Source organism: Enterobacter sp. SA197 (genome assembly GCF_054131575.1).
The window spans coordinates 3,407,239-3,431,089 of record NZ_CP096393.1; the positions used below are offsets into that span (position 1 = coordinate 3,407,239).

A 23,851-nucleotide genomic window follows, 5' to 3' on the forward strand; every position below is an offset into this window, starting at 1 on the left:
AATCGTTAAATGTGATGTGGTTAAGGCAAAATCTTCTCCTGCCAACCCTTCAAAACGAGCCGTTGTGGGAGTACATTATTCCGTGCTGACTTCCACGGCAGGGAGTGGCATCCATAGCTAAAAGGTTCAACGTTCATGTCCTCCATTGAAAAATCCAGCAAATTAGATAACGTCTGTTACGACATTCGTGGGCCGGTACTTAAAGAGGCTAAGCGCCTTGAAGAAGAAGGCAATAAAGTACTTAAGTTAAATATTGGCAACCCCGCCCCCTTCGGCTTCGATGCGCCGGATGAGATTCTGGTTGATGTGATTCGTAATTTGCCCACGGCGCAGGGGTATTGCGATTCGAAAGGCCTTTATTCTGCACGCAAAGCCATCATGCAGCACTATCAGGCGCGCGGCATGCGGGATGTCACGGTTGAAGACATTTATATTGGCAATGGCGTGTCCGAACTTATCGTACAGTCGATGCAGGCTCTGCTAAATAGCGGCGATGAAATGCTGGTTCCGGCTCCGGATTACCCGCTCTGGACTGCCGCAGTCTCGCTGTCCAGCGGAAAAGCGGTGCATTACCTTTGTGATGAGTCTGCGGGCTGGTTCCCGGATCTCGACGACATTCGCGCAAAAATCACGCCGCGTACCCGCGGTATCGTCATCATCAACCCCAACAACCCCACCGGTGCGGTTTATTCGAAAGCGCTGTTGATGGAGATTGTGGAGATTGCGCGCCAGCATAATCTGATTATTTTTGCCGACGAAATTTACGACAAAATTCTCTACGATGATGCCGAGCACCACTCCATTGCGGCACTGGCACCGGATCTGTTCACCATCACTTTCAACGGTCTGTCCAAGACCTATCGTGTGGCGGGCTTCCGTCAGGGCTGGATGGTACTGAGCGGGCCGAAGAAGCATGCAAAAGGCTATATTGAAGGTCTGGAGATGCTGGCCTCCATGAGACTGTGCGCCAACGTTCCTGCGCAGCATGCGATTCAGACCGCTATCGGCGGTTACCAGAGCATCAGCGAATTTATTGTACCGGGCGGACGTCTTTATGAGCAGCGCAATCGTGCCTGGGAACTGCTCAATGAGATCCCGGGCGTCTCCTGCGTTAAGCCTCAGGGCGCGCTTTATATGTTCCCGAAAATTGACGCGAAACGCTTTTCTATCCACGACGATCAAAAGATGGTTCTGGATTTCCTGCTGCAGGAAAAAGTGTTGCTGGTACAGGGCACCGCCTTTAACTGGCCCTGGCCTGACCATGTGCGCATCGTGACCTTACCGCGCGTGGACGATTTGGAAATGTCTATTACCCGTTTCGGTCGTTTCTTGTCCGGTTACCACCAGTAATCGTGTCGGGGGGAGGATTTGCATCTTCCCCCCAGGTCTGCGCACAATGACCCACCGTCGCAGTTACAGACAAGGTCACTTATGAGTCAGAGTCATTTCTTCGCACATTTATCTCGCCTTAAACTTATCAACCGCTGGCCTTTAATGCGTAACGTCAGGACGGAGAACGTCTCCGAGCACAGCCTGCAGGTTGCGATGGTGGCGCATGCCCTGGCAGCCATCAAAAACCGCAAATTCGGTGGGACAGTGAACCCGGAACGTATTGCGTTGCTGGCGATGTACCATGATGCCTCTGAAGTGCTTACCGGCGATTTACCGACACCTGTAAAATACTTCAATTCGCAAATCGCTCAGGAATACAAAGCCATAGAGAAAATTGCTCAACAAAAACTGGTTGATATGGTGCCTGAGGAGCTTCGCGATATCTTCTCTCCGCTTATCGATGAGCATCAATACAGTGCTGAAGAGAAAGCGATTGTGAAACAGGCAGATGCCCTGTGCGCGTATCTGAAATGCCTGGAAGAGATGTCTGCGGGAAATAATGAGTTTCGCCTGGCCAAAACTCGTCTTGAAAAGACCCTTGAGGCCAGACGTACCCAGGAAATGGACTATTTCATGCAGGTCTTTGTACCCAGCTTCCACCTGTCACTGGATGAAATAAGTCAGGATTCGCCCCTGTAACTGCCCTTTTCTTCCCTCTCTGCCGGGGAGGGAAGCCTGTCAGAACGGAAACAGCACCGGGATCATTACCACACACACCACCATCACCAGGAAGGTGAAAGGCACACCGATTTTTACAAAATCACTGAACCGGTAATGGCCTGGCCCCAGCACAAGCGTGTTAACAGGTGAAGAGACGGGAGTCATAAATGCCGCCGACGCCGCCATGGCTACCACCATCGCAAATGGATAAGGCGAAACCGCCATTGATTTTGCTGTGGCCAGCGCAATCGGCGCCATTAACACCGCCGTCGCCGTATTGGAGATAAACAACCCGATGGCTGAACACATCGCAAACAGACAAAAGAGCATCATATAAGGGCCGTAGCCGCCACCAAACTCCAGCAGACCTTTAACCACTAAATCAACGCCGCCTGTCTTTTGTAATGCCAGTGCAAAAGGCATCATTCCTACAATTAAAATAATGCTGGGCCAGTGGATAGCTTTATAAGCACTCTCGGCATCTATACAGCGAAATTTCCCCATCAGCAGGCAGGCTACAATCGCCGCAACAGGATTGGGGATTTCGTCGGTCAGCATCAGAGCGACCATCAGCACCAGACAAAAGACGGCGTGAGGTGCCTGGCTGTGCGCGGGCGACACGGCGCTCTCTTCAACAGGCATATTCAGCACCAGAAAATCGCGCCCGTTCTGGCTCATCTGGCGGATGAGTTTCCAGTTGCCGACCACCAGCATAATATCACCCAACTGCAGTGGCTCATCCACCACGACACCTGACATGGCTACACCATCACGCTTGAATCCCACCACGTTAATGCCATAGCGACTACGAAACCCAATTTCCCGGATGGTCTTACCGAGCATTTCTGATTCCGGCATCGGTGAAACTTCGGCCATGCCCACATCCAGCGCCTGGTCGGAAAAATAGTCACCACGCAGGATCATCGGCTCGAGCAACTGTTCCCCACAAAACTGGCGTAAATCAACATCGGCCGCAGACATGTCAATGAGCAACACGTCTCTTGCACGGAATTCCGACCCGCCGGTGACGTTGACTATTACCCGGCGAAAGCGTCGCCAGCGTTCCAGGCCAATGACGTTAGCGCCGTAGCGTTCGCGCAGTTTAAGGTCGTCCAGGCGCTGCCCGATTAACGGCGATCCCGGGCGAATAGCAAGACGGCGGGCTCGTCCGGTGAGGTGATACTCCTTAATGAGATCGCGAAAGGTTCGACGCTTCCAGCTATCGCGTTGATGCTCTTCTTTTTCGCCTTTGAGCATAACGCGCATCAGCAGCATATAAAGGATGCCTGTCACGAGGATGACCAGCCCGAGCGGTGTCACGCTGAAAAAGCTAAACCCCTCAAGACCTTCACGCAGGAGTTCACTGTTAATCACCAGATTCGGTGGCGTCGCCACCAGCGTCATCATACCGCTGATAAGTCCGGCGAAGCTGAGCGGCATCATTAAGCGTGACGGTGAGATTTGCATGCGCATCGAGACGCTCAGTACCACCGGGATAAAGATAGCCACCACGCCGGTTGAGCTCATAAAGGCGCCAAGCCCCGCAACGGTAAGCATTAGCAGCACCAGCATTTTGATCTCACTGCTGCCGGCCATCTTCATCAGCCAGGCCCCCATACTGGTTGCCACCCCGGTACGAACCAGCCCCTCGCCGATAATAAACAGTGCGCCAATCAGAATGACGTTGGGATCGCTAAACCCGGACAGGGCTTCCGTCATTGTCAGGGTTCCACTGAGGATGAAGGCCACGATAACGAGCAACGCCACGGCATCCATTCGAACCTTACCCGTCGCAAAAAGCACGACTGCAATCGCCAGCAGGCACAGAACCCAAATCAACTCACCGTTCACAACATTTCCTTGTTTTAAATGGGGAGATAAATCATGCCATAAAAAAGCCCCGACGGTGCGGGGCTAAATCATGTCTCATGCTTTTCGGGTGACCACTGCCGAACCGTCGTCTCGTTTGCCCACCGTAACCTCATCCAGTCTGGTCAGGACAAAATCGACTTCATCAAGCCGTGGCGAATCCGCAGGCACATTCACCGCAATAACATGGCAGTTAGCCGCAAGACCCGACAGTACGCCAGCGGACGCATCTTCCACCACCACACACGATTCCGGTGTCAGACCAAGCAACTTTGCGCCCAGCAGATATGCGTCGGGTTCGGGTTTCCCACGCGCCACCTGCTCTGCCGTTACAAATACCTCCGGCATCGGCAGGCCAGCAGCACGATGACGTGCATGGGCAACAGGAACAGAACCGGAGGTCACTATCGCCCAGGGGATCCCGAGGTCGTTTAGATGATTAAGCAGCTCAACGGCACCCGGTAAGGCGACAATGCCATCGGTATCTTTGGCCTCGATCGCTTCCAGGCGGGTAAACTCCTCCTGGATATCGGCTTCGGTTTTGCCAGGCATGAAGTGGCGTAACGAGGTGATGGCCTGTTTGCCATGAATAAAATTGAGCACCTCGTCATGGGCAATACCAAAGCGGTCGGCCCATTCACACCATGAACGTTCCACAACCGGCAGAGAATTCACCAGCGTGCCATCGAGGTCAAAAAGAAATCCTTTGCACTGCACGTGTCGCTCCTTAAGCATTACTGATCTGATTAATCTCATTGGCGCTCAGATGATACTGACGCGGGCAGGAGTGCCACACACTGAGCATGCGCTGATATTTTTCCCACATTGGCGTTTGCGCATTGAAACCGTGCGTGCCTGCATCAAAGTGGGTATAACGCCCTTCGACGTTAACCATAAAACGCACATAGCCCAGATAACGCGCTTCCGTTGCGGCATCAAAGCCTAAGAAGGTCACGCGGCGTTCATCAATGGCCTGTGCATCCTTCAGGTTGGCCCAGGAGACATGCAGAGCATGGTACATCTCCATGATGTCGATGACGATGCGACAGGTTTCTTCCTTCAGCTCACCGAACTCTCTGTCCAGTTCACGCATCTGCAAACCATAACCACGCTCAATAATGGTCTGCAGACGACGGTAACGCTCTGCATTGGCAGGATCCATCATCGTCATCATTTTGTACTGATTGGATAAAATCAGTCGTTGGGCATTGGTCATTTCCATCGTTCTGCTCCTGTGGCACATCGGTGCAATAAAAAAGAGGCACATAAATTATGTGCCTTCTTTTATATGCGTATTCCGGGGTCAATTACAAATCATCCAGGAAAGTTTTATCCAGTTGTTTGAAGGCGCGCTTAAGCGTGTCAGCTAACGCCTGATAGTCCGGCTTACCTTCGACAGGCGAGAGCGCCTGCCCCGCCTCCTGCAGTTTGCCTCTTACCTCATAAAACCACTGTAAAACAGAGGGAGGCAGCGGCGTGACGGAGCGCTTACCCAACCACCACAGGCCCTGCATCGGCAGACTCAGTGCAAAAAGGGCCGTGGCGATGGCGGGGCCGAGCTGCCCACCGAGAGCAATCTGCCAGCATAGCGTAAACACCGCGACCGGCGGCATAAACCGAATGGCATAGCGGGTGGCGCGAATGACACGACTCTCAACAAAAATCGGGGCGAGGCGTTTATCCATAGGCCAGGTTTTTGAATACTGCTGTCCCCGGCGAAACAGTCCAAAAAAACTGACCGGGTGCTTTTCGGAATTGGACATGGCTTTACCTCAACTTCACATATAAAAATTAAAAAAATTGTGCAAAACAACAACTGTCTATGACAACGTTAAAATTTTTTGTCAATTGGACTGCGTATCAGGTATCCTGTGCCGGCCTTAGTGGGCCATAGACGAGGTCACGCCAATCGTCAAATTTGTGCCTATTATGCCACTGTCGGTAATTTGAGCAAAATGGCATAAAATCATAAGTATTCTTTCATCATGCCAGAAAGTTGCTCGGGCATGATGTTAATCATAAATGTCAGCCTCATCATGCGCTACGCTGAGAGACTCACTGACGTTTTTTTAGCCACGTATCATAAATAGGTACTTCCATGTCGAGTAAGTTAGTACTGGTTCTGAACTGCGGTAGCTCCTCACTGAAATTCGCCATCATCGATGCCGCTAACGGTGAAGAGTTCCTTTCTGGTTTAGCCGAATGTTTCCATCTTCCTGAAGCACGCATCAAGTGGAAAATTGACGGTGGTAAACAGGAAGCGGCTTTAGGTGCAGGTGCCGCTCACAGCGAAGCGCTGAACTTTATTGTTAATACTATTCTGGCACAAAAACCAGAACTGTCCGCACAGCTCACCGCGATCGGTCACCGTATCGTGCACGGCGGCGAAAAATACACCCGCTCTGTTGTTATCGACGAGACGGTTATTCAGGGTATTAAAGATGCAGCACCGTTTGCTCCGCTGCACAACCCGGCCCACCTTATCGGTATCGCTGAAGCGCTTAAATCCTTCCCGAATCTGAAAGACAAGAACGTTGCCGTGTTCGACACCGCGTTCCATCAGACCATGCCGGAAGAATCTTACCTCTATGCTCTGCCGTACAGCCTGTACAAAGAGCACGGCATCCGTCGCTACGGTTTCCACGGCACCAGCCACTACTACGTGACACAAGAAGCCGCGAAAATGCTGAACAAGCCGGTTAACGAACTGAACATCATTACCTGTCATCTGGGTAACGGTGGTTCTGTTTCTGCTATCCGTAACGGTGAATGTGTTGATACTTCTATGGGTCTGACCCCGCTGGAAGGGCTGGTTATGGGCACCCGCACCGGTGACCTGGATCCGGCGATCATTTTCTTCCTGCACGACACCCTGGGCATGAGCGTTGAAGCTATCAACAAAATGCTGACCAAAGAGTCTGGCCTGCTGGGTCTGACCGAAGTCACCAGCGACTGCCGTTATGTAGAAGATAACTACCAGGATAAAGCAGACGCTAAACGTGCTATGGACGTTTACTGTCACCGTCTCGCCAAGTACATCGGTTCCTACGCGGCGCTGATGGAAGGCCGTCTGGACGGTATCGTCTTCACCGGTGGTATCGGTGAGAACGCAGCAATGGTTCGTGAACTGTCCCTGGGTAAACTGGGCGTTCTCGGCTTCGAAGTTGATCACGAACGTAACCTGGCTGCCCGTTTCGGCAAATCCGGTTTCATCAACAAAGAAGGCACTCGTCCGGCTGTCGTTATCCCGACTAACGAAGAACTGGTCATCGCGCAGGACGCGAGCCGTCTGACCGCCTGATACCACACCGCCAGCGATAACCCTTAATAATTCGAGTTGCAGGAAGGCGGCGACGTAGCGAATCCCCGGGAGCGTACGAGTAGTACGTAACTGGGGTGAGCGAGGAAAGCCAACGCACATGCAACTTGAAGTATGACGGGAAGCTGGCGGTGCTGTTTTGTAACCCGCCCACTTGCGGCGGTAACGAAGAGGATTAACCGTGTCCCGTATTATCATGCTGATCCCTACCGGAACCAGCGTCGGTCTGACCAGCGTCAGCCTGGGCGTTATCCGTGCTATGGAACGTAAAGGCGTTCGTCTGAGCGTCTTCAAACCTATCGCTCAGCCACGCGCGGGCGGCGATGCGCCAGACCAGACCACCACCATCGTACGCACTAACTCCGGCCTGCCTGCAGCAGAGCCGTTGAAGATGAGCTACGTTGAGTCCCTGCTGTCCAGCAACCAGAAAGACGTGCTGATGGAAGAGATCGTCGCACGCTACCATGAGAACAGCAAAGATGCTGAAGTGGTACTGGTTGAAGGCCTGGTCCCGACCCGTAAACACCAGTTCGCCCAGTCGCTGAACTTTGAAATCGCGAAAACCCTGAACGCAGAAATCGTCTTCGTGATGTCTCAGGGCACCGATACTCAGGAACAGCTCAAAGAGCGTATCGAGCTGACCCGCAGCAGCTTTGGCGGCGCGAAAAACACTAACATCACCGGCGTGATTGTTAACAAACTGAATGCGCCGGTTGACGATCAGGGTCGTACTCGTCCTGACCTGTCTGAAATCTTTGATGACTCTTCCAAAGCGAAAATCATTAAGATTGATGCAGAAAACCTGGCCGCCTCCAGCCCGCTGCCGGTTCTGGGCGCGGTACCCTGGAGCTTCGACCTGATTGCCACCCGCGCAATCGACATGGCTCGCCACCTGAACGCCACCATCGTTAACGAAGGCGAAATCAGCACCCGCCGCGTGAAGTCTGTCACCTTCTGTGCACGCAGCATTCCGCATATGCTGGAGCACTTCCGTGCAGGCTCCCTGCTGGTCACCTCTGCTGACCGTCCTGATGTTTTAGTTGCCGCCTGTCTGGCTGCGATGAACGGCGTGGAAATCGGTGCCATCCTGCTGACCGGTGCCTATGAAATGGACTCGCGTGTCAGCAAGCTGTGCGAACGTGCCTTTGCAACCGGCCTGCCGGTATTCATGGTTGACACCAACACCTGGCAGACCTCACTGAGCCTGCAGAGCTTCAACCTGGAAGTTCCGGTTGATGACCATCAGCGTATCGAGAAAGTTCAGGAGTATGTAGCAAGCTACATCAATGCTGACTGGATCGAGTCCCTGACCGCCACCTCCGAGCGTAGCCGTCGTCTCTCTCCGCCTGCCTTCCGTTATCAGTTGACTGAGCTCGCACGTAAAGCGGGTAAACGCGTTGTTCTGCCGGAAGGTGACGAACCGCGTACTGTTAAAGCAGCGGCAATCTGTGCTGAACGCGGTATCGCGACTTGCGTACTGCTGGGTAACCCGGACGAGATCAACCGCGTTGCCGCCGCACAGGGCGTTGAACTGGGCACCGGCATTGAAATCGTTGACCCGGAAGTGGTACGTGAAAGCTACGTGGCGCGTCTGGTTGAACTGCGTAAGAGCAAAGGCATGACCGAAGCGGTAGCGCGTGAGCAACTGGAAGACAACGTTGTTCTGGGTACCCTGATGCTGGAGCAGGACGAAGTTGATGGTCTGGTTTCCGGTGCGGTTCACACCACTGCGAACACCATTCGTCCGCCGCTGCAGTTGATCAAAACCGCACCGGGCAGCTCTCTGGTTTCTTCCGTGTTCTTTATGCTGCTGCCGGAGCAGGTTTATGTATACGGCGACTGCGCGATTAACCCGGACCCGACTGCAGAACAGCTGGCAGAAATCGCCATCCAGTCTGCGGACTCCGCGATTGCCTTCGGCATCGAGCCACGCGTAGCCATGCTCTCCTACTCCACCGGTAACTCTGGTGCAGGTAGCGACGTTGAGAAAGTGCGTGAAGCAACCCGTCTGGCACAGGAAAAACGTCCGGATCTGGTTATCGATGGTCCGTTGCAGTACGACGCCGCCGTTATGGCCGATGTTGCAAAATCCAAAGCACCGAACTCACCGGTTGCAGGTCGCGCGACCGTGTTCATCTTCCCGGATCTGAACACCGGTAACACCACCTACAAAGCGGTACAGCGTTCTGCCGACCTCATCTCCATCGGGCCGATGCTGCAAGGCATGCGCAAACCGGTTAACGATCTGTCCCGTGGCGCGCTGGTAGATGACATCGTCTACACCATCGCCCTGACCGCGATTCAGTCTGCTCAGCAATAATTGTTGCCCTTGCTGATGCTAAAGGCCCCTGTTTACAGGGGCCTTTTTTGTCAGCTCAGGAAAAATACCTTTCCCCGGGGGGCGAAGGGCAACCGGTTATTCTGCGGTAATAACCAGGCATGCTCCATCTTCACTGACACGTGATCCTCGCAATAGCCATCGGTAATGATAAGCAACGGGCCACCGCGTGGGAAATCGCCCTGTAATGAGAGCGTATCCAGCAGATCCACGCCCGGTTGCAGTAGGGTTCCGCCCCGCCCATAGAGCGTGAAATGGTGGACCATCTCCTCTGGCCGCACCCAGCCGCGATCGTATGCCCGGGCGTCGCAGCAGATGAAACGCACGGCAAACACATCGCGGGATAAGGCATAACTGGCGATGGCCCCCAGCGCTTTTCCGAGCAGCTGCGGCTCCATTGAACCGGAGGTATCCAGAATCACGCCAAATACCCGCGAACGCTGCTCCTCTTCGTCCGGCTTTTTAATCGAGGCTCTGGGGATATCGGGTGTCGCACTCTGCCGCCTTGAGGGGCGAGCGTATGAGCGCCGATGCTCTGGTGGTGGAAAATGCTCATCAAACCATTCTGCCAGCGCTACATCCCACGGTACGGGAGGCTGAGCCAGACTTCTGATCTCTTCGATTAATCCGGCTGGCAGCGTGCCGCGCGATGCGCCATACAGGCAGCGATCCATCCCCTGATAAAGTGCCCGCCGGCAGTAGGCCTCGGCATCGGTAAACCGACTGTCACCCATCTCGCCAATTATATCGCCCCCCGCGCGACCACGAAGGGTGATGAGCTTGCGCGCTTTGCGCATATCCTGGGCGAGAAAATCGTAAATCTCTTCCGCGGACATAGCGGAAAACTGTGCGTCATAAAGCAGCCCGATGGCAGGAGGCGTGCCAATCTGCATCTCGATTAGCCAGTCATTGATTATAAAATCGCAGGCGACGTTCCACAGTTCGGCATCCCGCCCACGTCGGCGTGACGCATGATTTAAACCGGCGTGCAGCAGTTCATGGGCAAAAACAAACAGCATTTCAGTTGCCGACAGTCGCGCGGTTGGGTTAATCCAAATCTTACCAGCACCCACATCAATCGCGGCGACCGCGATATCATACTGGCTGCACAGCTGCGCATCTTCTTCGATATCAAAGCTGGCCGCCAGCGCGCCCAGTAACGGATAAAGGGTCATCATCTGTCGGCGCGCTTTCTGCGCTAAAGTTATACGCGTCTTGCCGCCGTTCGGCTGATAGCCCCCGACTTTGTTCAGCGCATCGCTCACGCTGTTACTCAGCCCCTCTGCAAGCAGCGACTGCCAGGTCACGCCGCGAGGATGAGAAGGTTCAGACTCGTAAAGAAAACAGTCGTCGCCGCCGCCATAAATGGTGCGCCAGTGCGATAGCTCACGCGAGATCCCCTCATCAGTAAACTGACGGAACAGGCCTTGTGCGTCAGAAGGTCCTCCCTGCGGAAACGGGAACGACTGTAATTCCTCCGGCAGCGTGCCAATTTTCAGGGCTTCGCAGAAACGCATTGAGGCCGTCAATACCGCAAGCTCCCAGATCTCTCTGGGCTGGCGGGGTTCTATGTAGCCAAACCCCAGCGCTGCCAGCGCCTGCGCTATCATACGCGCCCACTGTTCTGGCGTAGCGTGGCGTTTTGCATTCAGCCACAGGTAACCCCGGTTGCTCAGGGTCAGCCAGCCACGTGAGGAGACATAATGATGGTCGTTATCAATACGTTCATAAACATGCGAGAAAATGGGTGAGAAGAGCGCATGTTGTTTGATAATGTTCAGACCCGCGTTACAGGCCTCCAGCGCCGGGTTGCGACCAGGCTTTCGCATTCTCAGCCTCCCCTTGACGCCAGTCGAGGGAGATCGCGGGCCACTTCCAGCAGGAACCAGGCCGGTAGTGTCCTGCCATTTTCATCTTCGCTCATGACCGACTGGGCTATCTCAACGCTTATGCGTGCAAGGCTTTTGAGCACGTCCTTCGCACGAATAGCGAGCTGGGTATGCTCAGCGCGGAGGGATTTCTCGTTCTCCGGCAACTCCTTGTACAGATGCGAACGGAACGACTGGGCCAGAAAATAGAGCACATCACGATCCGCAGGATCGTCCGGCCAGGCGGCATCACCTTTCAGAATCGCAGCGATCGTGTGCTTCTGGCGCACCTGTTTAATAAAACCTTTAAAACTTCCCGCATGGGAGGGCGAAAGCAGACCATAAATCAGCGCTTCCAGCATGTCGTCTTCAATGCCCTCACCAAATGAGTGAAGCGCATCGGAGAGCATGTGCCAGCTACGGGGGGTCGAAAAGGGTTCTTCATGCTTGGGCGGCTCGTTCCAGAGCTGATCGGGGCGCAGCTGAATGTACTGCACCACCCAGGGATGTATACCTTCACTATTAATCGCCCAGTTCAGCCACTGGCGATGATCGGCGCGCAAATGGATGTGCACCATGCGATTAATGAGCGCCGATGGCATGGGCTTCACAATCGCAGCATCTTTTGCCCGGTTGCCGGCACCAATCACAATAGTGCCTTCGGGCAGGCGGTACTCCCCGATTCGCTGCTCGAGAATTAATGAATAAAAGGCTTTTTGTATCTCATGGGATGAGGCGTTGAGCTCATCCAGGAAGAGTACGAAGGGACGTTCGCGTACGATACTGGCAGGTGGGAAGAAACGAGAGCATTTCCCGTCAATTTGCGGAATGCCCAGCAAATCTTCTGGCGCAAGCTGACTACCCAACAACGACACGCACTCCATACCCACTTCGTCGGCAAACCGCCTAATCAGGGCGCTTTTACCAATGCCTGGCGGACCCCATAAAAAAACAGGGCGGGTTATGGCCACGTTGAGCAGAAAAGTAAAGGTGTCATCCGGGGTAAGTTGAATCGCGGAAAGCATAAAATTCCTTTTAGCTAAGAGGGTTGCGGCGGTACTCCAGGGGGGGCCCGTACAGTCGATGACGTATGCATGAGGCTGGTTATAAAAAAAAACCAGTCGCTGAACCACAGACTGGTTTTCAGTAATGCAGAAACAAAGACGTTACTCGGTCTCTTCTGCCTTTTCAACACTGTTGCTGGCGTTACGGCTCATCCACAGCGCCAGCGCTTTTAGCGAATCAGACGTAAACTCGTCGCAGCGGGCGGTTATCTCTTCCGGGGTCATCCAGAAAACTTCGCTGACCTCATCTTCCTGAAGCGCGAAAGGCCCGTGAGAAACACAGCTGAATAATCCGCCCCACACGCGGCAATGTTCATCTTCGTAGTAAAAAACGCCATGCTCTGCAAAAGGGACGCCGGCAATGCCGAGTTCCTCTTCCGCCTCACGGCGCGCAGAGTCGAGTAACACTTCATCGGCCTGAACCACGCCGCCCGCCGTGCAGTCCAGCATACCCGGCATAAAATCTTTGGTTTCAGTGCGGCGTTGAACCAGGATTTTACCCATACCATCGTGCACAACGATGTAGGTCGCTCGATGGCGCAGGCACTGCGCGCGCATTTGCTGGCGGGTAGCCTGAGCGATGACTTCATTTTCCTCGCTAACAATATCCACCCACTCCGTGTCTGCTAAATGATTCTGTTCCACCATCAGGTATGTCTCTTCATGGCGCTCTTATGGCGCGTTTTTAGTTGAACGGTAAATTACGGATTAATCGCGACCTGTGCAATAACCCGATTATCATTGAGTGCCTTTATGCTCAGTAATCCTTCATCCAGCATCCCATAGCTTGCCGCAAAGCCCCCTTTCGGGATGCTGACGGAGCCGGGATTAAAGTGGAAAATCTCCCCCCGTTTTTCCGCGACAGGCAGATGTGTATGACCATAGACCAGCACGTCACCCTCCGCCAGCGCCGGCAGGTTATCCGGGCCAAACAGATGACCGTGGGTTAAAAAGAGTCGTTGTGAAGGCAGTAGCACCTGCTGCCAGGGAGCAGTAACAGGAAAGTGCAACAGCATCTGGTCCACCTCACTGTCGCAGTTGCCACGAACCGCAATAATACGTGAAGCCTGAGTGTTAAGACGTTCAGCCACCTTTGCCGGGTCATACCCCTGCGGCAATGCGTTTCGCGGGCCGTGATAAAGCACATCCCCGAGAAGGATTAACCACCGTGCGCCGCTTTCGGCAAAGCGTTCCAGCACCCGTTCGGCGGCAGGCAGTGAACCGTGGATATCTGAGGCAAACATCAGTTTCATTGTCATCTCTCTTAGCCTGCCCGTCTGGCCGACAGCGCCACAAAGCGCTGCACTGACGAGCGCTGCCACTGGAAGGCGGCATAATTGAGCAACAGCTCCGGCACCTCATCCCCGTGCATGACCAGGCGGTTGAGCATCAGCGCGAGGTCAGCATCGGCGATACACCATTCGCCAAAAAGATTAGGTTTACCGTGTGAAAGCAGTTCGCCGGCAATGGCAAAAAGCTTCGCTGCCGCCTCGCGGGCCGGGTCAGAGAGCGGCGCTTTTTTTGCACCCGCAAAAATGACATCCGTTGCCCGCTCTTCGCGAATGGGCATCAGGTCGCTGCGGATCCACGCCTGTATCTGCCGAGCGCGGGCGCGTTTTTGCAGGTCGTGGGGATAGATGCGTTCATATTCCGGTGGCGCAAAACGCTCTTCCAGATATTCAGTAATGGCTGAAGATTCGCTGATTTCAAAACCGTCAATTTCCAGCACCGGCACCCGGCGCGTCAGGCTGTAGCCTCGCCAGTTATTCAGATTGTTTTCGCCTTTATTAAGATTGACCGTCTTCAGGGAGAAAGGCAGACCCTTTTCATGCAGTGCGACGAAAACGGCCATCACATAAGGGGAGAAAAAATTCGAATCTGACCATAAGGTTATTGCCGGTGCGCTCATGATAATCCTCTCAACGATTAGGTTTTCAACAAAATATAACGTCTCGTTAAGCGTGTCACTTGATGAAAACTCACACATGACCGGTAAGACCTATACTCATAGAGAGAATAACCCGCGAAACGGGAGTCATGATGATAGATCTCTTTTACGCCCCTACTCCAAACGGGCTGAAAATCCTTCTTTTTCTCGAAGAGGCCGAACTGGCATACCGCCTTATTCGGGTAGATATTAGTAAGGGTGAGCAGTTTCGTCCTGAGTATCTGGCTATCTCGCCCAATAACAAAATTCCCGCCATTATCGACCACGCCCCGGTAGACGGAGGCCCCTCCTATACGCTGTTCGAGTCCGGCGCAATACTGCTCTATCTCGCCGGAAAGAGTGAAAAACTGCTGAGTGGTGACTGGCGGGAGCGAAACCTCACTCTGCAATGGCTTTTCTGGCAAGTGGGGGGACTGGGGCCGATGCTCGGGCAACATCACCATTTTAATCACGTAGCCCCCCAGCCGATTCCCTATGCCATCGAACGTTATCAGGGTGAAACCCGGCGCCTCTATGGTGTGCTCAACAAGCGCCTGGAAACCTCTCCCTGGCTTGCCGGTGAACACTACAGCATTGCGGATATTGCGGTCTGGCCGTGGATTAATGGTCATCAGCGTCAGCGTATCCAGCTGGAACACTACCCGGCGGTGCAGAACTGGTTTATGCGGATCCGTTCCCGCCCTGGCACGGAGCGCGCCCTGCACAACGCTCAGCAAATCTGACAAACGCAGCGCAGAGGCTCGTGTATCATGGGCACATCCGTTACGTTCAGGAAAGTTGCAATGTCACAACCCGACGCCATCATTCGTATTAAAAATTTACGGCTGCGTACTTTTATTGGCATCAAAGAAGAAGAGGTGGTAAACCGCCAGGATATCGTCATCAACGTTATGGTGCATTACCCGGCGGAGCAGGCGCGCGCCAGCGAAAATATCAATGACGCACTGAACTACCGCACCATCACCAAAAGCATCATTCAGCATGTTGAGAGTAACCGCTTCTCGTTACTGGAAAAATTAACGCAGGATGTGCTGGACATCGCACGAGAACATCACTGGGTCACATATGCTGAAGTAGAGATCGATAAACTTCACGCGCTACGTTATGCCGACTCGGTGTCGATGACCATGAGCTGGCGGCGTTAAGCGCAACCGGGAGGTGGCATGAAGATACTGATTACCGGCGGTACGGGCCTGATTGGCCGCTTTTTGATTCCGCGTTTACAGGAGGCAGGCCACTCTGTCACCGTGGTGACGCGCGATCCTGGCAAAGCGCGGCATATCCCAGGAGCCAGCGTAGCCCTTCTGACAGGGCTCGATGAGCTGGACAATCTTAATGACTTTAACGCCGTTATCAATCTGGCTGGCGAGCCCATCGCCGACAGGCGCTGGACTGATCGGCAAAAGCAGCGACTGTGTGAAAGCCGGTGGTCGATAACGCAAAAGCTGGTGGAACTGATACAGGCGAGTGAAACGCCGCCCTCGGTGCTCATTTCCGGCTCCGCCGTTGGCTATTACGGCGATCTGGGCGAAGTGGTGGTTAATGAAGATGAACCGCCACATAACGAATTTACCCACAAACTCTGTGCCCGTTGGGAGCAAATAGCCTGCGGCGCGCAAAGCGACAGCACACGCGTTTGCCTGCTGCGTACCGGCGTCGTCTTCGCGCCTCAGGGCGGCATTCTGGGCAAAATGCTGCCGTTGTTCCGGCTGGGGCTCGGCGGTCCCGTGGGCAATGGCCGTCAGTACATGGCATGGATCCATATCGATGATATGGCCAACGGCATTATCTGGTTGCTCAATAACGATCTGCGCGGTCCGTTTAACATGGTTTCACCCTACCCGGTGCGCAACGAACAGTTCGCCCACGCGCTCGGGCATGTGCTTAAGCGCCCGGCTCTCCTGCGTGCGCCAGCCACCGCCGTGCGTCTGATGATGGGGGAATCTTCCGTGCTGGTGCTTGGAGGTCAACGGGCACTGCCCAAACGGCTGGAAGCGTCAGGATTCGCCTTCCGCTGGTTTGATCTGGAAGAAGCGCTACAAAACGTAGTGAAGTGACCCACTTGATCCAGGGGTTTACCACTCGCCTTCCGGTGCTAAGCTAATGCTTTCCACCGGAAGGAATGCCTTTTTTTATGATATTACGCACCCCGCGTTTGACGCTTTCCCCCTTTACGGATGCCGACTGGCCCTTTTTTCTCGCCCTGCGTCAAAGCCCGGATATTATGCGTTTTATGGGCAATATCGCGGCGGAGTTCGATACGCGCACGCTCTTTACCACCCGTCTTAGTGATGAAAATGCCTTTATCATTCGCGACAGCTCAGGTGAGGCGCTGGGCGACATTGGCCTGCAAATCAGCCCCCAGCACCCGCAGGAGGCCGATGTCGGCTATTCAATTGCCCCTTTTGCGCAGGGAAAAGGCTTTGCCAGTGAGGCACTTACCGCTTTGCGGGATCACGCTTTTAAGCAGACGGCTGTGACTGCGCTCAACGCCTGGGTGCTGGCAGATAATCAGGGATCGGTGCGGGTACTGGAAAAGCTCGGGTTCACGCGTGTACAGGTTCTTCAGCAGGCTTTCACCCTTAACGGCAAAAAGTATGACGACTGGGTTTACCGCCTGGAAAAGGAGGCATAACAGATGCCCCCGGCGACATATCATATCAATACATCGAAACGTCTCCACGTCATCCTGATTACGATATTCGGAATATGGTTGGGATGGCTAATCACCACGGCCTCGCTTGGGCGTCGGGTTTACCTTAGCGAACATGCGCCTGATATGCTGATAATCCTCACCCTGGCCTGCGTGGTGGGTCTGTTCTTTGCCTGGCGTCACCTGATGCGAGGCGCACTGGTTGCAGGTAACCCCTTTTCGCTCTTCAAGGCTTTTTTCTTTGCGGCAATGATGGTCATGGTCACGTTCTGGTTTACGCCAGATGCGCTGGTCAGGCTGACTGCCGACCAGAAGGTGAGCCGGATGGTGGCATTTTCAATAGAACACCCTGGCCCGGCGACCGCTCGCTTTAGCAGCTGTAAGGCTGGAATGCGCTTTTATGACGATGACCTTCAGCGCACGATTTTCTTTTGTGAGGATGACAAAAATGTTCCTCCTGGCTCCCGCAGGGTCGAGGTGGAGAAACACATCAATAACCACGGTGGGCGCTTCCTGCGCTACCGCTTCATCCTTGCTGATAATTCGCGTTCACCCTGGAGAAACTGGTAAATCTGACCTACACGCTCTGTTCTGCCTCTTTTGCCCCTCGCTCAGACGGAACACGCTTCGGCTGCGGCACCTTGATGATAAAGGTCAGCACACCGGCAAAGAGGTATAGCCCGGTGTAAGCCCACACCACGCCTACGATATCGAAGAAGGGTAGCAGTGCCGAGGCGATAGCCGGGGCAACAAAGTTACTCATTCCGGCGGAGAGGTTATAAATCGAGACCGCAGCGCCTTTATGATGCGGTTCAAGGGTCGGGAAGACCGCCGTCATCGGTACGAATGCCGCGACAAAAATCCCCAGCATCACCGCAGGAATCAGGGCGACGGCGAAATTATGCCCGGCGTAAAGGGGCAGATAGTAGAAGGTCAGACTGGAAATCGCCATTCCCAGGCAACCAAACCAGCGCACCTGGCGGATCCAGCCGATATACTCGCCAGCGATACCCCAGAAGATATTGGTAAAAATGGTGACGAAGAAGAATACCGCCCAGATTTGCAGCCATTCAGAGATGCTAAAGCCCAGCCGGTCAACAAACAGCAGCGGCATGACGATGGCAAAACCGAACAGCGACAGCGTATTGATGATGCGGATAAGGCAGGCGTAAAAGATATCGCGGTTGGTAAACAAGATGGTGCCCGCACGGGAAAGCTCGGTCATTTTATCGCGCAGCGGCAGGTTCACCCGCGAGCGATCCACCGGCACGTTACGCAGGCTGAACCAGGCAAGCAGCCCACCGCAGGTCACCCAGACAATAGCAAACCACAGGGTGCCGGTTTCACCAAACATCGGGATAGTCAGGCTCGGCAGATAGCTACCCACCACGCCAATGCCGACAGAGTACATAGCCCAGAACCAGCCGGTGGCCGCCGCCAGATTCGGACGCGGCAGCACCTGCACCAGCATCAACATGAAGGAGTAAATAAACAGCGGATAGGCCAGACCGCGGATACCATAGAACAACAGCATCAGCGGGTAGTTACGCATCCCAAGGCCTAACGACATAAACAGGGCATGCATGATGACCCACAGCACAAAGCCGATGATCATTGCCCGCTGTGGTGTTATTAGCTCCGCCACCACGCCGGATGCCCAGGCCGCCAGCGCTGCCGCAAGACCATACAAGGTAAAGACCAGTGCCGACTGAGCAGGCGTGAATCCCATGTCGGTAATGTGCTTGGACAGGAATGCCATTTCAAAGCCATCGCCAGCCATAAAAATCGCGATGGCGACAAATCCCCAGAGCAGTTTTTTCGGTAAGCCAAACCAGTAGTCATTAGATTGCATAACAATCTTCCTTTATTAGCCAGGAGAGTCACCCCGACGACGGTACAGAGGTCGGGGCATGTGGATTAAGGCAGTAACGCGCGCGCTTCCTGTTGTTGCTGATAGAGCAGGCGGAACAGCGCCAGTCGTTTTGCCAGCCAGTCAGCCCGTGCGGGCTGCGGGGTATAACGCGCCACCACCGGCGGTTTAAGACACACGTTTTCCTCCTGGCCGCCGTCAGCGAGCCACGCCAGGCGAGCGGCGCCCAGCGCACCGGATGAGCTTGCGGGATGGGTCACCATCGGGATGTTCAGCACATCGGCAATCAGTTGCGCCCAGACGGTACTGCGGGCGCCCCCGCCCGTGAGGCTGCACTGGGTAATGTTGGCGTTACCGAGCACATTCAGACCATCAGCCAGACCGAAGGTAACCCCTTCTATCACCGCATACCCCAGCAGTGCACGGCTGGTTTCATGGCGCAGATTAAAGAAGCTGCCCGCCGCCAGCGGATCGTTATGCGGCGTGCGCTCTCCTGAAAGATAGGGCAGGAAGAGCGGCGCGCGTTTTCGCACATCGTCACTAAGCTGTGCAATCTCTTCCATAAGCTGGCTCTCGGTCACCGACAGCAGATCGCAGACCCAGCGCAGACAGCTCGCCGCGCTGAGCATTACGCTCATCTGGTGCCAGCGGCCCGGCAGCGCGTGACAGAAGGCATGTACGCCAGAGTTCGGGTCAGCCTGCAGCGCCTCGTTGACCACAAAAATCACCCCGGAGGTGCCGAGTGAAATAAACGCATCGCCCGGCGCTACTGCCCCTACGCCCACCGCAGAGGTGGCGTTATCGCCTCCGCCACCGGCGACGATAACCGAGGAACTTAACCCCCACTCGGTAGCGAGTGTCGCTCGCAGCGTTCCGCTGCACTCACTGCCCTCCACCAGCGCAGGCATCTGACCGCGGTTGAGAGAGGTCATCGCCAGCAGTTCGTCAGACCAGTCGCGTTTTGCCACATCCAGCCACAACGTGCCGGCCGCATCAGACGGATCGCTCACGAACTCCCCGGTGAGACGCCAGCGCAGGTAATCTTTCGGCAGCAGCACTTTGGCGACACGGGTAAAAATCTCCGGCTCGTGACGGGCTACCCACACCAGCTTGGGCGCGGTGAAACCCGGCATGATCATGTTGCCGCTGAGGGTCATCATTTCCGGATGATGCTCACTCAGCCATGCGCACTCCGCGGCGCTGCGGGTGTCATTCCATAATATGCACGGGCGCAAAACCTGGTTCTCTTTGTCGAGAAGCACCGCGCCATGCATCTGCCCCGACAACCCTATCGCGCGAATTGCCGCCCACTGCTGCGGATGCTGCTGACGCAGTTCGGCCACCACGCGGCCACAGGCCTGCCACCAGGCAAGCGGGTCCTGCTCCGCCCAGTGCGGATGTGGACGCTGCACGGTGAGTGCAGCGTGCGCCGAGCCAACAATTTCGCCGGTGGTGTCAATAAGCAGTGCTTTTAATTCTGAGGTACCAATATCAATGCCCAGATACATAGCGCCCCCTTACACTGCCGCCAGTTGCGATTCAGGTTGCGTTAACCACTGCTCAAGTTCTGCCACGGTGCGGCGCAGCAGAGTGAGGAATTCAGCCGAGTTCGCCAGCTCTGCAAAAAGCGCCTCGTCAGCAGCCCACACCGCAAGCGGGTCTTTTGCTTCAAACACCGCACGCACCGCGTCAGGTTGCATCACCCCATCCTGATAGGTGTAGGGCAGAGAACCATCGGCCCAGCGTTTGAGGAACAGGAAGAAAAGGGCGGGCAGCACGGCGGTGGCAGTCGGTGCGGCACCGCGTTTGTAACACGCGATAAGCGTCGGTGTGACCATCCCCGGAATTTTTGACAGGCCGTCCGCCGCGACACGCTGGTTGGTATCTTTGATATAGGGATTACTAAAGCGCGCGAGGACTACGTCGCGGTACTGCGCCAGATCCAGCGGGCTTGGCGTTAGCGATGGGATCACATCGCGGGAGACATACTCCCAGGCCATCTGGCGGATGGCGCTCTGCCGGGTGCTGTCGTCTATATAGCTCAGACCAATCAGCGTACCTGCCCAGGCAATGCAGCTATGGGTGGCATTAAGAATACGAATTTTCGCCTCTTCCCAGGGGAGCACGGAGGCCACCAGCTCAACGCCAACTTTTTCCAGCGCCGGGCGACCATTGATAAAATCATCCTCAATGACCCACTGAATGAAAGATTCACCCATCACCGGTACGGCGTCATGGATGCCCGTTGCTGCCAGCACGCGCTCTGCCACATCCGGCGTCGGACGCGGGGTGATGCGGTCAACCATGGTGTTGGGTGAGGTGGTGTGGGCTTTGACCCAGGCAAAGAGCTCCGTTTCACCTTTGGCCTGCAGGAAGGAGAGAAAACCATGACGGAAACGCTCGCCGTTATGACGCAAATTATCGCAGTTCAGCAGGGTCACCGGTTCGCCATGCGCCGCAATACGCGCTTTCAGAATACGGGTCAGCGCGCCGTACAGGGTGCGGATGCCATCCTGTAAATCCGCCTTCACATCCGCCTGTTGCATATCCAGCTCGTGCTCCGGCGTCAGGTAATAACCGCTTTCGGTCACGGTAAAAGCGATAACCCGCGTTTGCGCATCGGCGCCCTGTTTCACCAGGGCGCTGATGTCGCGGTCCCACGGCAACACCTTGCGAATGGAGGTAATGGTTTCGTACTGGCGCTCGCCCTCCGGGGAGACGGTTTCCAGCACATATTCGCCATTCTGAGCGGCAAGGCTTGTGAGCAGCGCACTGGCATCATCACGAATGTTTCCCAGCGCGATACTCCAGCGGTCATCCCCCTGCTCCAGCAATTTGTGCAAATACCACGCCTGATGAGCACGATGAAACGACCCGGCACCAATATGCATCCACACCGCTTTCTTCTCGGACATAATCATCACCTTTTATGAGCATTTGACTGTTTAACGGGCTTATGCCCGTTTGTTGAACGTATGTTAGTAGCCGGATACAGGATCGTTCTGCGATGCCCTTCACGAAAATGGCTTTTGCCCTTAAAAATTACATTTGCCCATTTTTGTTGCGCTGCCCGTTTCGCGTACACTGTCAGCAGAACTTTTGGGGAATGCGTTGATGAACAAAGAAGAGAAGAAACAGGAACTCGCTGCCCGCGCCGCCTGGATGTATTACGTCGCCGGGTTGACGCAGCAGGACATTGCCGCCGCGCTGGGGTTATCTCGTCAGGTTGCCCAACGGTTGATTTCCGGCGCGCGGGAGATGGGAATGGTGACGGTAAATATCAGCCATCCGGTGACACGCTGTTTGAAACTGGCGCGGGATCTGCAGGAAAAGTACGCCCTTGGCTTATGCCGGGTCGTGCCCTCTTCCGGGCTTGAGGACGAGGCCATACAGCAGATGCTGGCGGTGGAAGGGGCAGAGGTCATGTCGCAATTTATCGACAATACCGCGCCACAGGTGTTTGGGGTAGGCTCCGGAAAAACCCTGCGCGCAGTGATTGACGCCCTGCCCTGGCAGGATCGCCCGCAGCATCAGTGTGTCTCCATGATTGGCGCTATCGCCCGGGATGATTCCGGTACCCGTTACGATGTGCCGCTGAAAATGGCGGAGAAAATGCAGGGCAAGTATTACTTTATTCCCGCCCCGCTTTATGCCGACAGCCCGGAAGATAAAACCAGCTGGTGTCAGCATCAGGTTTATCAGCGTGTCGCCGCCCGTGCCCTGGCAGCCGATGTCACGTTTCTGGGGATTGGGGAAGTGCAGCTGGGTTGCCCGCTGAATACCGAAGGCTTTATTACCGACGCGCAGGTCCGGGATCTGGAAAAGCAGCATGTCGCAGGAGAAATGCTGGGTCATTTCTTTAATCACGACGGGGTACGCCTTAATTCAGAGCTGGACGCCATGTTAACCAGCGTGCCTCTGAGTAGTCATACCGACCGGTCGGTAGTGGGGTTTGCTGGCGGTGAGCGTAAATATGCCGCTATTCGCGCAGCCCTGATTGGGGGATGGGTTAACGGGCTGGTCACGGACGAGGATACCGCGTTGAAACTGCTCGCAGAATAAGGGCTACCGGCGCTGCCGGTAGCCTGTCTGTTACTTAAGTGAGCCTTTAAGAAACTGCTGCAGACGGGCACTTTTGGGATTGCCGAACAGCGCATCCGGTGTCCCTTCTTCTTCGATTTTGCCCTGATGCAGGAAAATCACGTGGCTGGAGACGGTTCGGGCAAAGCCCATTTCGTGCGTCACCACGACCATTGTTTTTCCCTCTTCCGCGAGCTGCTGCATGATACGCAGTACTTCGCCCACCAGCTCCGGGTCCAGTGCGGAGGTCGGCTCATCAAACAGCAGCACTTCCGGCTCCATCGCCAGCGCACGGGCAATAGAAACACGCTGCTGCTGTCCTCCGGAAAGGTGCACCGGATATTTGGCCCGCTGCATCTCATCAATACCGACCTTAGCCAGGTATTTGACAGCACGGTCGCGGGCTTCCTGTTTGCTCAGACCCAGCACCTGAATCGGCGCTTCCATGACGTTCTCCAGTACCGTCATATGGCTCCACAAATTGAAGTGCTGGAATACCATGGTCAGGCGGGTGCGCAGCATCCGCAGTTGATGCTTATCGGCAACCTTCAGCTGGCCGTCTTTATCGCGTACCAGATTGATATTCTCACCGCTTACCACGATTGACCCTTCACTCGGTTTTTCGAGGAAGTTAATGCAGCGCAGAAAGGTACTCTTGCCCGAACCTGACGAGCCGATAATGCTTATGACATCCCCGGCATTAGCCTTCAGCGACACCCCTTTCAGCACTTCATGCTCGCCATAGCGTTTATGCAAATCGGTAACGTTTAATTTATTGTCAGACATGATG

General features: G+C 54.9%; 23 protein-coding genes. 10 read left to right on the top strand and 13 right to left on the bottom strand.

Going from position 1 to position 23,851, the window contains the following annotated elements; all coding sequences use genetic code 11:
- Nucleotides 1-135 precede the first annotated feature (135 nt).
- Nucleotides 136-1,350 carry an alanine transaminase AlaA gene (gene alaA, locus M1D91_RS16040; protein WP_437430711.1) on the top strand — a complete coding sequence of 405 codons (1,215 nt, stop codon included), beginning with the start codon at nucleotides 136-138 and terminating at the stop codon, nucleotides 1,348-1,350.
- Between the two features lie 81 nt (nucleotides 1,351-1,431).
- Nucleotides 1,432-2,031, top strand: coding sequence for a 5'-deoxynucleotidase (yfbR, locus tag M1D91_RS16045; RefSeq protein ID WP_437430710.1), 600 nt, complete (start codon nucleotides 1,432-1,434; stop codon nucleotides 2,029-2,031).
- A gap of 39 nt (nucleotides 2,032-2,070) precedes the next feature.
- Here the strand turns inward: yfbR and M1D91_RS16050 are convergent, their stop codons facing one another.
- The 4 genes from M1D91_RS16050 to yfbV all read right to left on the bottom strand — a co-directional run bounded on the left by M1D91_RS16050 (nucleotide 2,071) and on the right by yfbV (nucleotide 5,684).
- The gene (locus M1D91_RS16050) at nucleotides 2,071-3,903 is read right to left on the bottom strand and encodes an SLC13 family permease (protein ID WP_437430709.1); all 1,833 of its coding nucleotides are present in this window, start codon (nucleotides 3,901-3,903) and stop codon (nucleotides 2,071-2,073) included.
- 75 nt (nucleotides 3,904-3,978) lie between these two features.
- Nucleotides 3,979-4,656 (bottom strand): sugar phosphatase, encoded by a 678-nt coding sequence (locus tag M1D91_RS16055; protein ID WP_437430708.1) that lies wholly within the window; start codon nucleotides 4,654-4,656, stop codon nucleotides 3,979-3,981.
- Nucleotides 4,649-5,143 carry a YfbU family protein gene (locus M1D91_RS16060; protein WP_437430707.1) on the bottom strand — a complete coding sequence of 165 codons (495 nt, stop codon included), beginning with the start codon at nucleotides 5,141-5,143 and terminating at the stop codon, nucleotides 4,649-4,651. The genes M1D91_RS16055 and M1D91_RS16060 overlap by 8 nt, the downstream gene beginning before the upstream one ends.
- An 85-nt stretch (nucleotides 5,144-5,228) precedes the next feature.
- Complete coding sequence (gene yfbV / locus M1D91_RS16065) at nucleotides 5,229-5,684, bottom strand: terminus macrodomain insulation protein YfbV (RefSeq protein ID WP_437430706.1); 456 nt, start codon at nucleotides 5,682-5,684, stop codon at nucleotides 5,229-5,231.
- A gap of 335 nt (nucleotides 5,685-6,019) precedes the next feature.
- On the opposite strand from yfbV, the gene ackA reads away from it, so the two are divergent.
- Together ackA and pta are read left to right on the top strand one after the other, a co-directional pair.
- On the top strand, nucleotides 6,020-7,222 hold the full coding sequence (gene ackA / locus M1D91_RS16070; RefSeq protein WP_437430705.1) for an acetate kinase: 1,203 nt from the start codon (nucleotides 6,020-6,022) through the stop codon (nucleotides 7,220-7,222).
- Nucleotides 7,223-7,421: 199 nt separating this feature from the next.
- A complete protein-coding gene (gene pta, locus M1D91_RS16075; protein ID WP_437430704.1) occupies nucleotides 7,422-9,560 on the top strand; it encodes a phosphate acetyltransferase in 2,139 nt (712 codons plus the stop codon).
- 50 nt (nucleotides 9,561-9,610) lie between these two features.
- Here pta and M1D91_RS16080 read toward each other — a convergent pair whose 3' ends face one another.
- The 5 genes from M1D91_RS16080 to yfcF all read right to left on the bottom strand — a co-directional run bounded on the left by M1D91_RS16080 (nucleotide 9,611) and on the right by yfcF (nucleotide 14,419).
- Nucleotides 9,611-11,407, bottom strand: a complete 1,797-nt coding sequence (locus M1D91_RS16080) for a vWA domain-containing protein (protein ID WP_437430703.1) — start codon at nucleotides 11,405-11,407, stop codon at nucleotides 9,611-9,613.
- A 2-nt stretch (nucleotides 11,408-11,409) separates the two neighbouring features.
- The gene (locus M1D91_RS16085) at nucleotides 11,410-12,471 is read right to left on the bottom strand and encodes an AAA family ATPase (protein WP_437430702.1); all 1,062 of its coding nucleotides are present in this window, start codon (nucleotides 12,469-12,471) and stop codon (nucleotides 11,410-11,412) included.
- 141 nt (nucleotides 12,472-12,612) lie between these two features.
- Nucleotides 12,613-13,158, bottom strand: a complete 546-nt coding sequence (yfcD, locus tag M1D91_RS16090; protein WP_437430701.1) for an NUDIX hydrolase YfcD — start codon at nucleotides 13,156-13,158, stop codon at nucleotides 12,613-12,615.
- 53 nt (nucleotides 13,159-13,211) lie between these two features.
- On the bottom strand, nucleotides 13,212-13,763 hold the full coding sequence (gene yfcE / locus M1D91_RS16095; protein ID WP_437430817.1) for a phosphodiesterase: 552 nt from the start codon (nucleotides 13,761-13,763) through the stop codon (nucleotides 13,212-13,214).
- Nucleotides 13,764-13,774: 11 nt separating this feature from the next.
- Entirely contained in the window at nucleotides 13,775-14,419 is a 645-nt protein-coding gene (gene yfcF / locus M1D91_RS16100) for a glutathione transferase (protein WP_437430700.1), read from the bottom strand.
- 131 nt (nucleotides 14,420-14,550) lie between these two features.
- On the opposite strand from yfcF, the gene yfcG reads away from it, so the two are divergent.
- The 5 genes from yfcG to M1D91_RS16125 all read left to right on the top strand — a co-directional run bounded on the left by yfcG (nucleotide 14,551) and on the right by M1D91_RS16125 (nucleotide 17,681).
- The gene (yfcG, locus tag M1D91_RS16105) at nucleotides 14,551-15,180 is read left to right on the top strand and encodes a GSH-dependent disulfide bond oxidoreductase (protein ID WP_437430816.1); all 630 of its coding nucleotides are present in this window, start codon (nucleotides 14,551-14,553) and stop codon (nucleotides 15,178-15,180) included.
- Between the two features lie 60 nt (nucleotides 15,181-15,240).
- The gene (folX, locus tag M1D91_RS16110; RefSeq protein ID WP_437430699.1) at nucleotides 15,241-15,603 is read left to right on the top strand and encodes a dihydroneopterin triphosphate 2'-epimerase; all 363 of its coding nucleotides are present in this window, start codon (nucleotides 15,241-15,243) and stop codon (nucleotides 15,601-15,603) included.
- An 18-nt stretch (nucleotides 15,604-15,621) separates the two neighbouring features.
- A complete protein-coding gene (locus M1D91_RS16115; protein ID WP_437430698.1) occupies nucleotides 15,622-16,515 on the top strand; it encodes a TIGR01777 family oxidoreductase in 894 nt (297 codons plus the stop codon).
- Nucleotides 16,516-16,592: 77 nt separating this feature from the next.
- Nucleotides 16,593-17,093, top strand: coding sequence for a GNAT family N-acetyltransferase (locus tag M1D91_RS16120; protein ID WP_437430697.1), 501 nt, complete (start codon nucleotides 16,593-16,595; stop codon nucleotides 17,091-17,093).
- Nucleotides 17,094-17,096: 3 nt separating this feature from the next.
- Nucleotides 17,097-17,681 carry a hypothetical protein gene (locus M1D91_RS16125; protein WP_437430696.1) on the top strand — a complete coding sequence of 195 codons (585 nt, stop codon included), beginning with the start codon at nucleotides 17,097-17,099 and terminating at the stop codon, nucleotides 17,679-17,681.
- A 7-nt stretch (nucleotides 17,682-17,688) separates the two neighbouring features.
- Here the strand turns inward: M1D91_RS16125 and M1D91_RS16130 are convergent, their stop codons facing one another.
- The 3 genes from M1D91_RS16130 to dalD form a co-directional block, all read right to left on the bottom strand.
- Nucleotides 17,689-18,963, bottom strand: a complete 1,275-nt coding sequence (locus M1D91_RS16130) for an MFS transporter (protein WP_437430695.1) — start codon at nucleotides 18,961-18,963, stop codon at nucleotides 17,689-17,691.
- A 65-nt stretch (nucleotides 18,964-19,028) separates the two neighbouring features.
- The gene (gene xylB / locus M1D91_RS16135; RefSeq protein ID WP_437430694.1) at nucleotides 19,029-20,489 is read right to left on the bottom strand and encodes a xylulokinase; all 1,461 of its coding nucleotides are present in this window, start codon (nucleotides 20,487-20,489) and stop codon (nucleotides 19,029-19,031) included.
- Between the two features lie 9 nt (nucleotides 20,490-20,498).
- Nucleotides 20,499-21,896: a D-arabinitol 4-dehydrogenase gene (dalD, locus tag M1D91_RS16140; protein WP_437430693.1), complete on the bottom strand. Its 1,398-nt coding sequence runs from the start codon at nucleotides 21,894-21,896 to the stop codon at nucleotides 20,499-20,501.
- Nucleotides 21,897-22,095: 199 nt separating this feature from the next.
- Here dalD and M1D91_RS16145 point away from each other — a divergent pair, with 199 nt between their 5' ends.
- Complete coding sequence (locus M1D91_RS16145; protein ID WP_437430692.1) at nucleotides 22,096-23,043, top strand: sugar-binding transcriptional regulator; 948 nt, start codon at nucleotides 22,096-22,098, stop codon at nucleotides 23,041-23,043.
- Nucleotides 23,044-23,073: 30 nt separating this feature from the next.
- Here M1D91_RS16145 and hisP read toward each other — a convergent pair whose 3' ends face one another.
- Entirely contained in the window at nucleotides 23,074-23,847 is a 774-nt protein-coding gene (gene hisP, locus M1D91_RS16150; protein WP_437430691.1) for a histidine ABC transporter ATP-binding protein HisP, read from the bottom strand.
- Nucleotides 23,848-23,851: the final 4 nt, after the last annotated feature.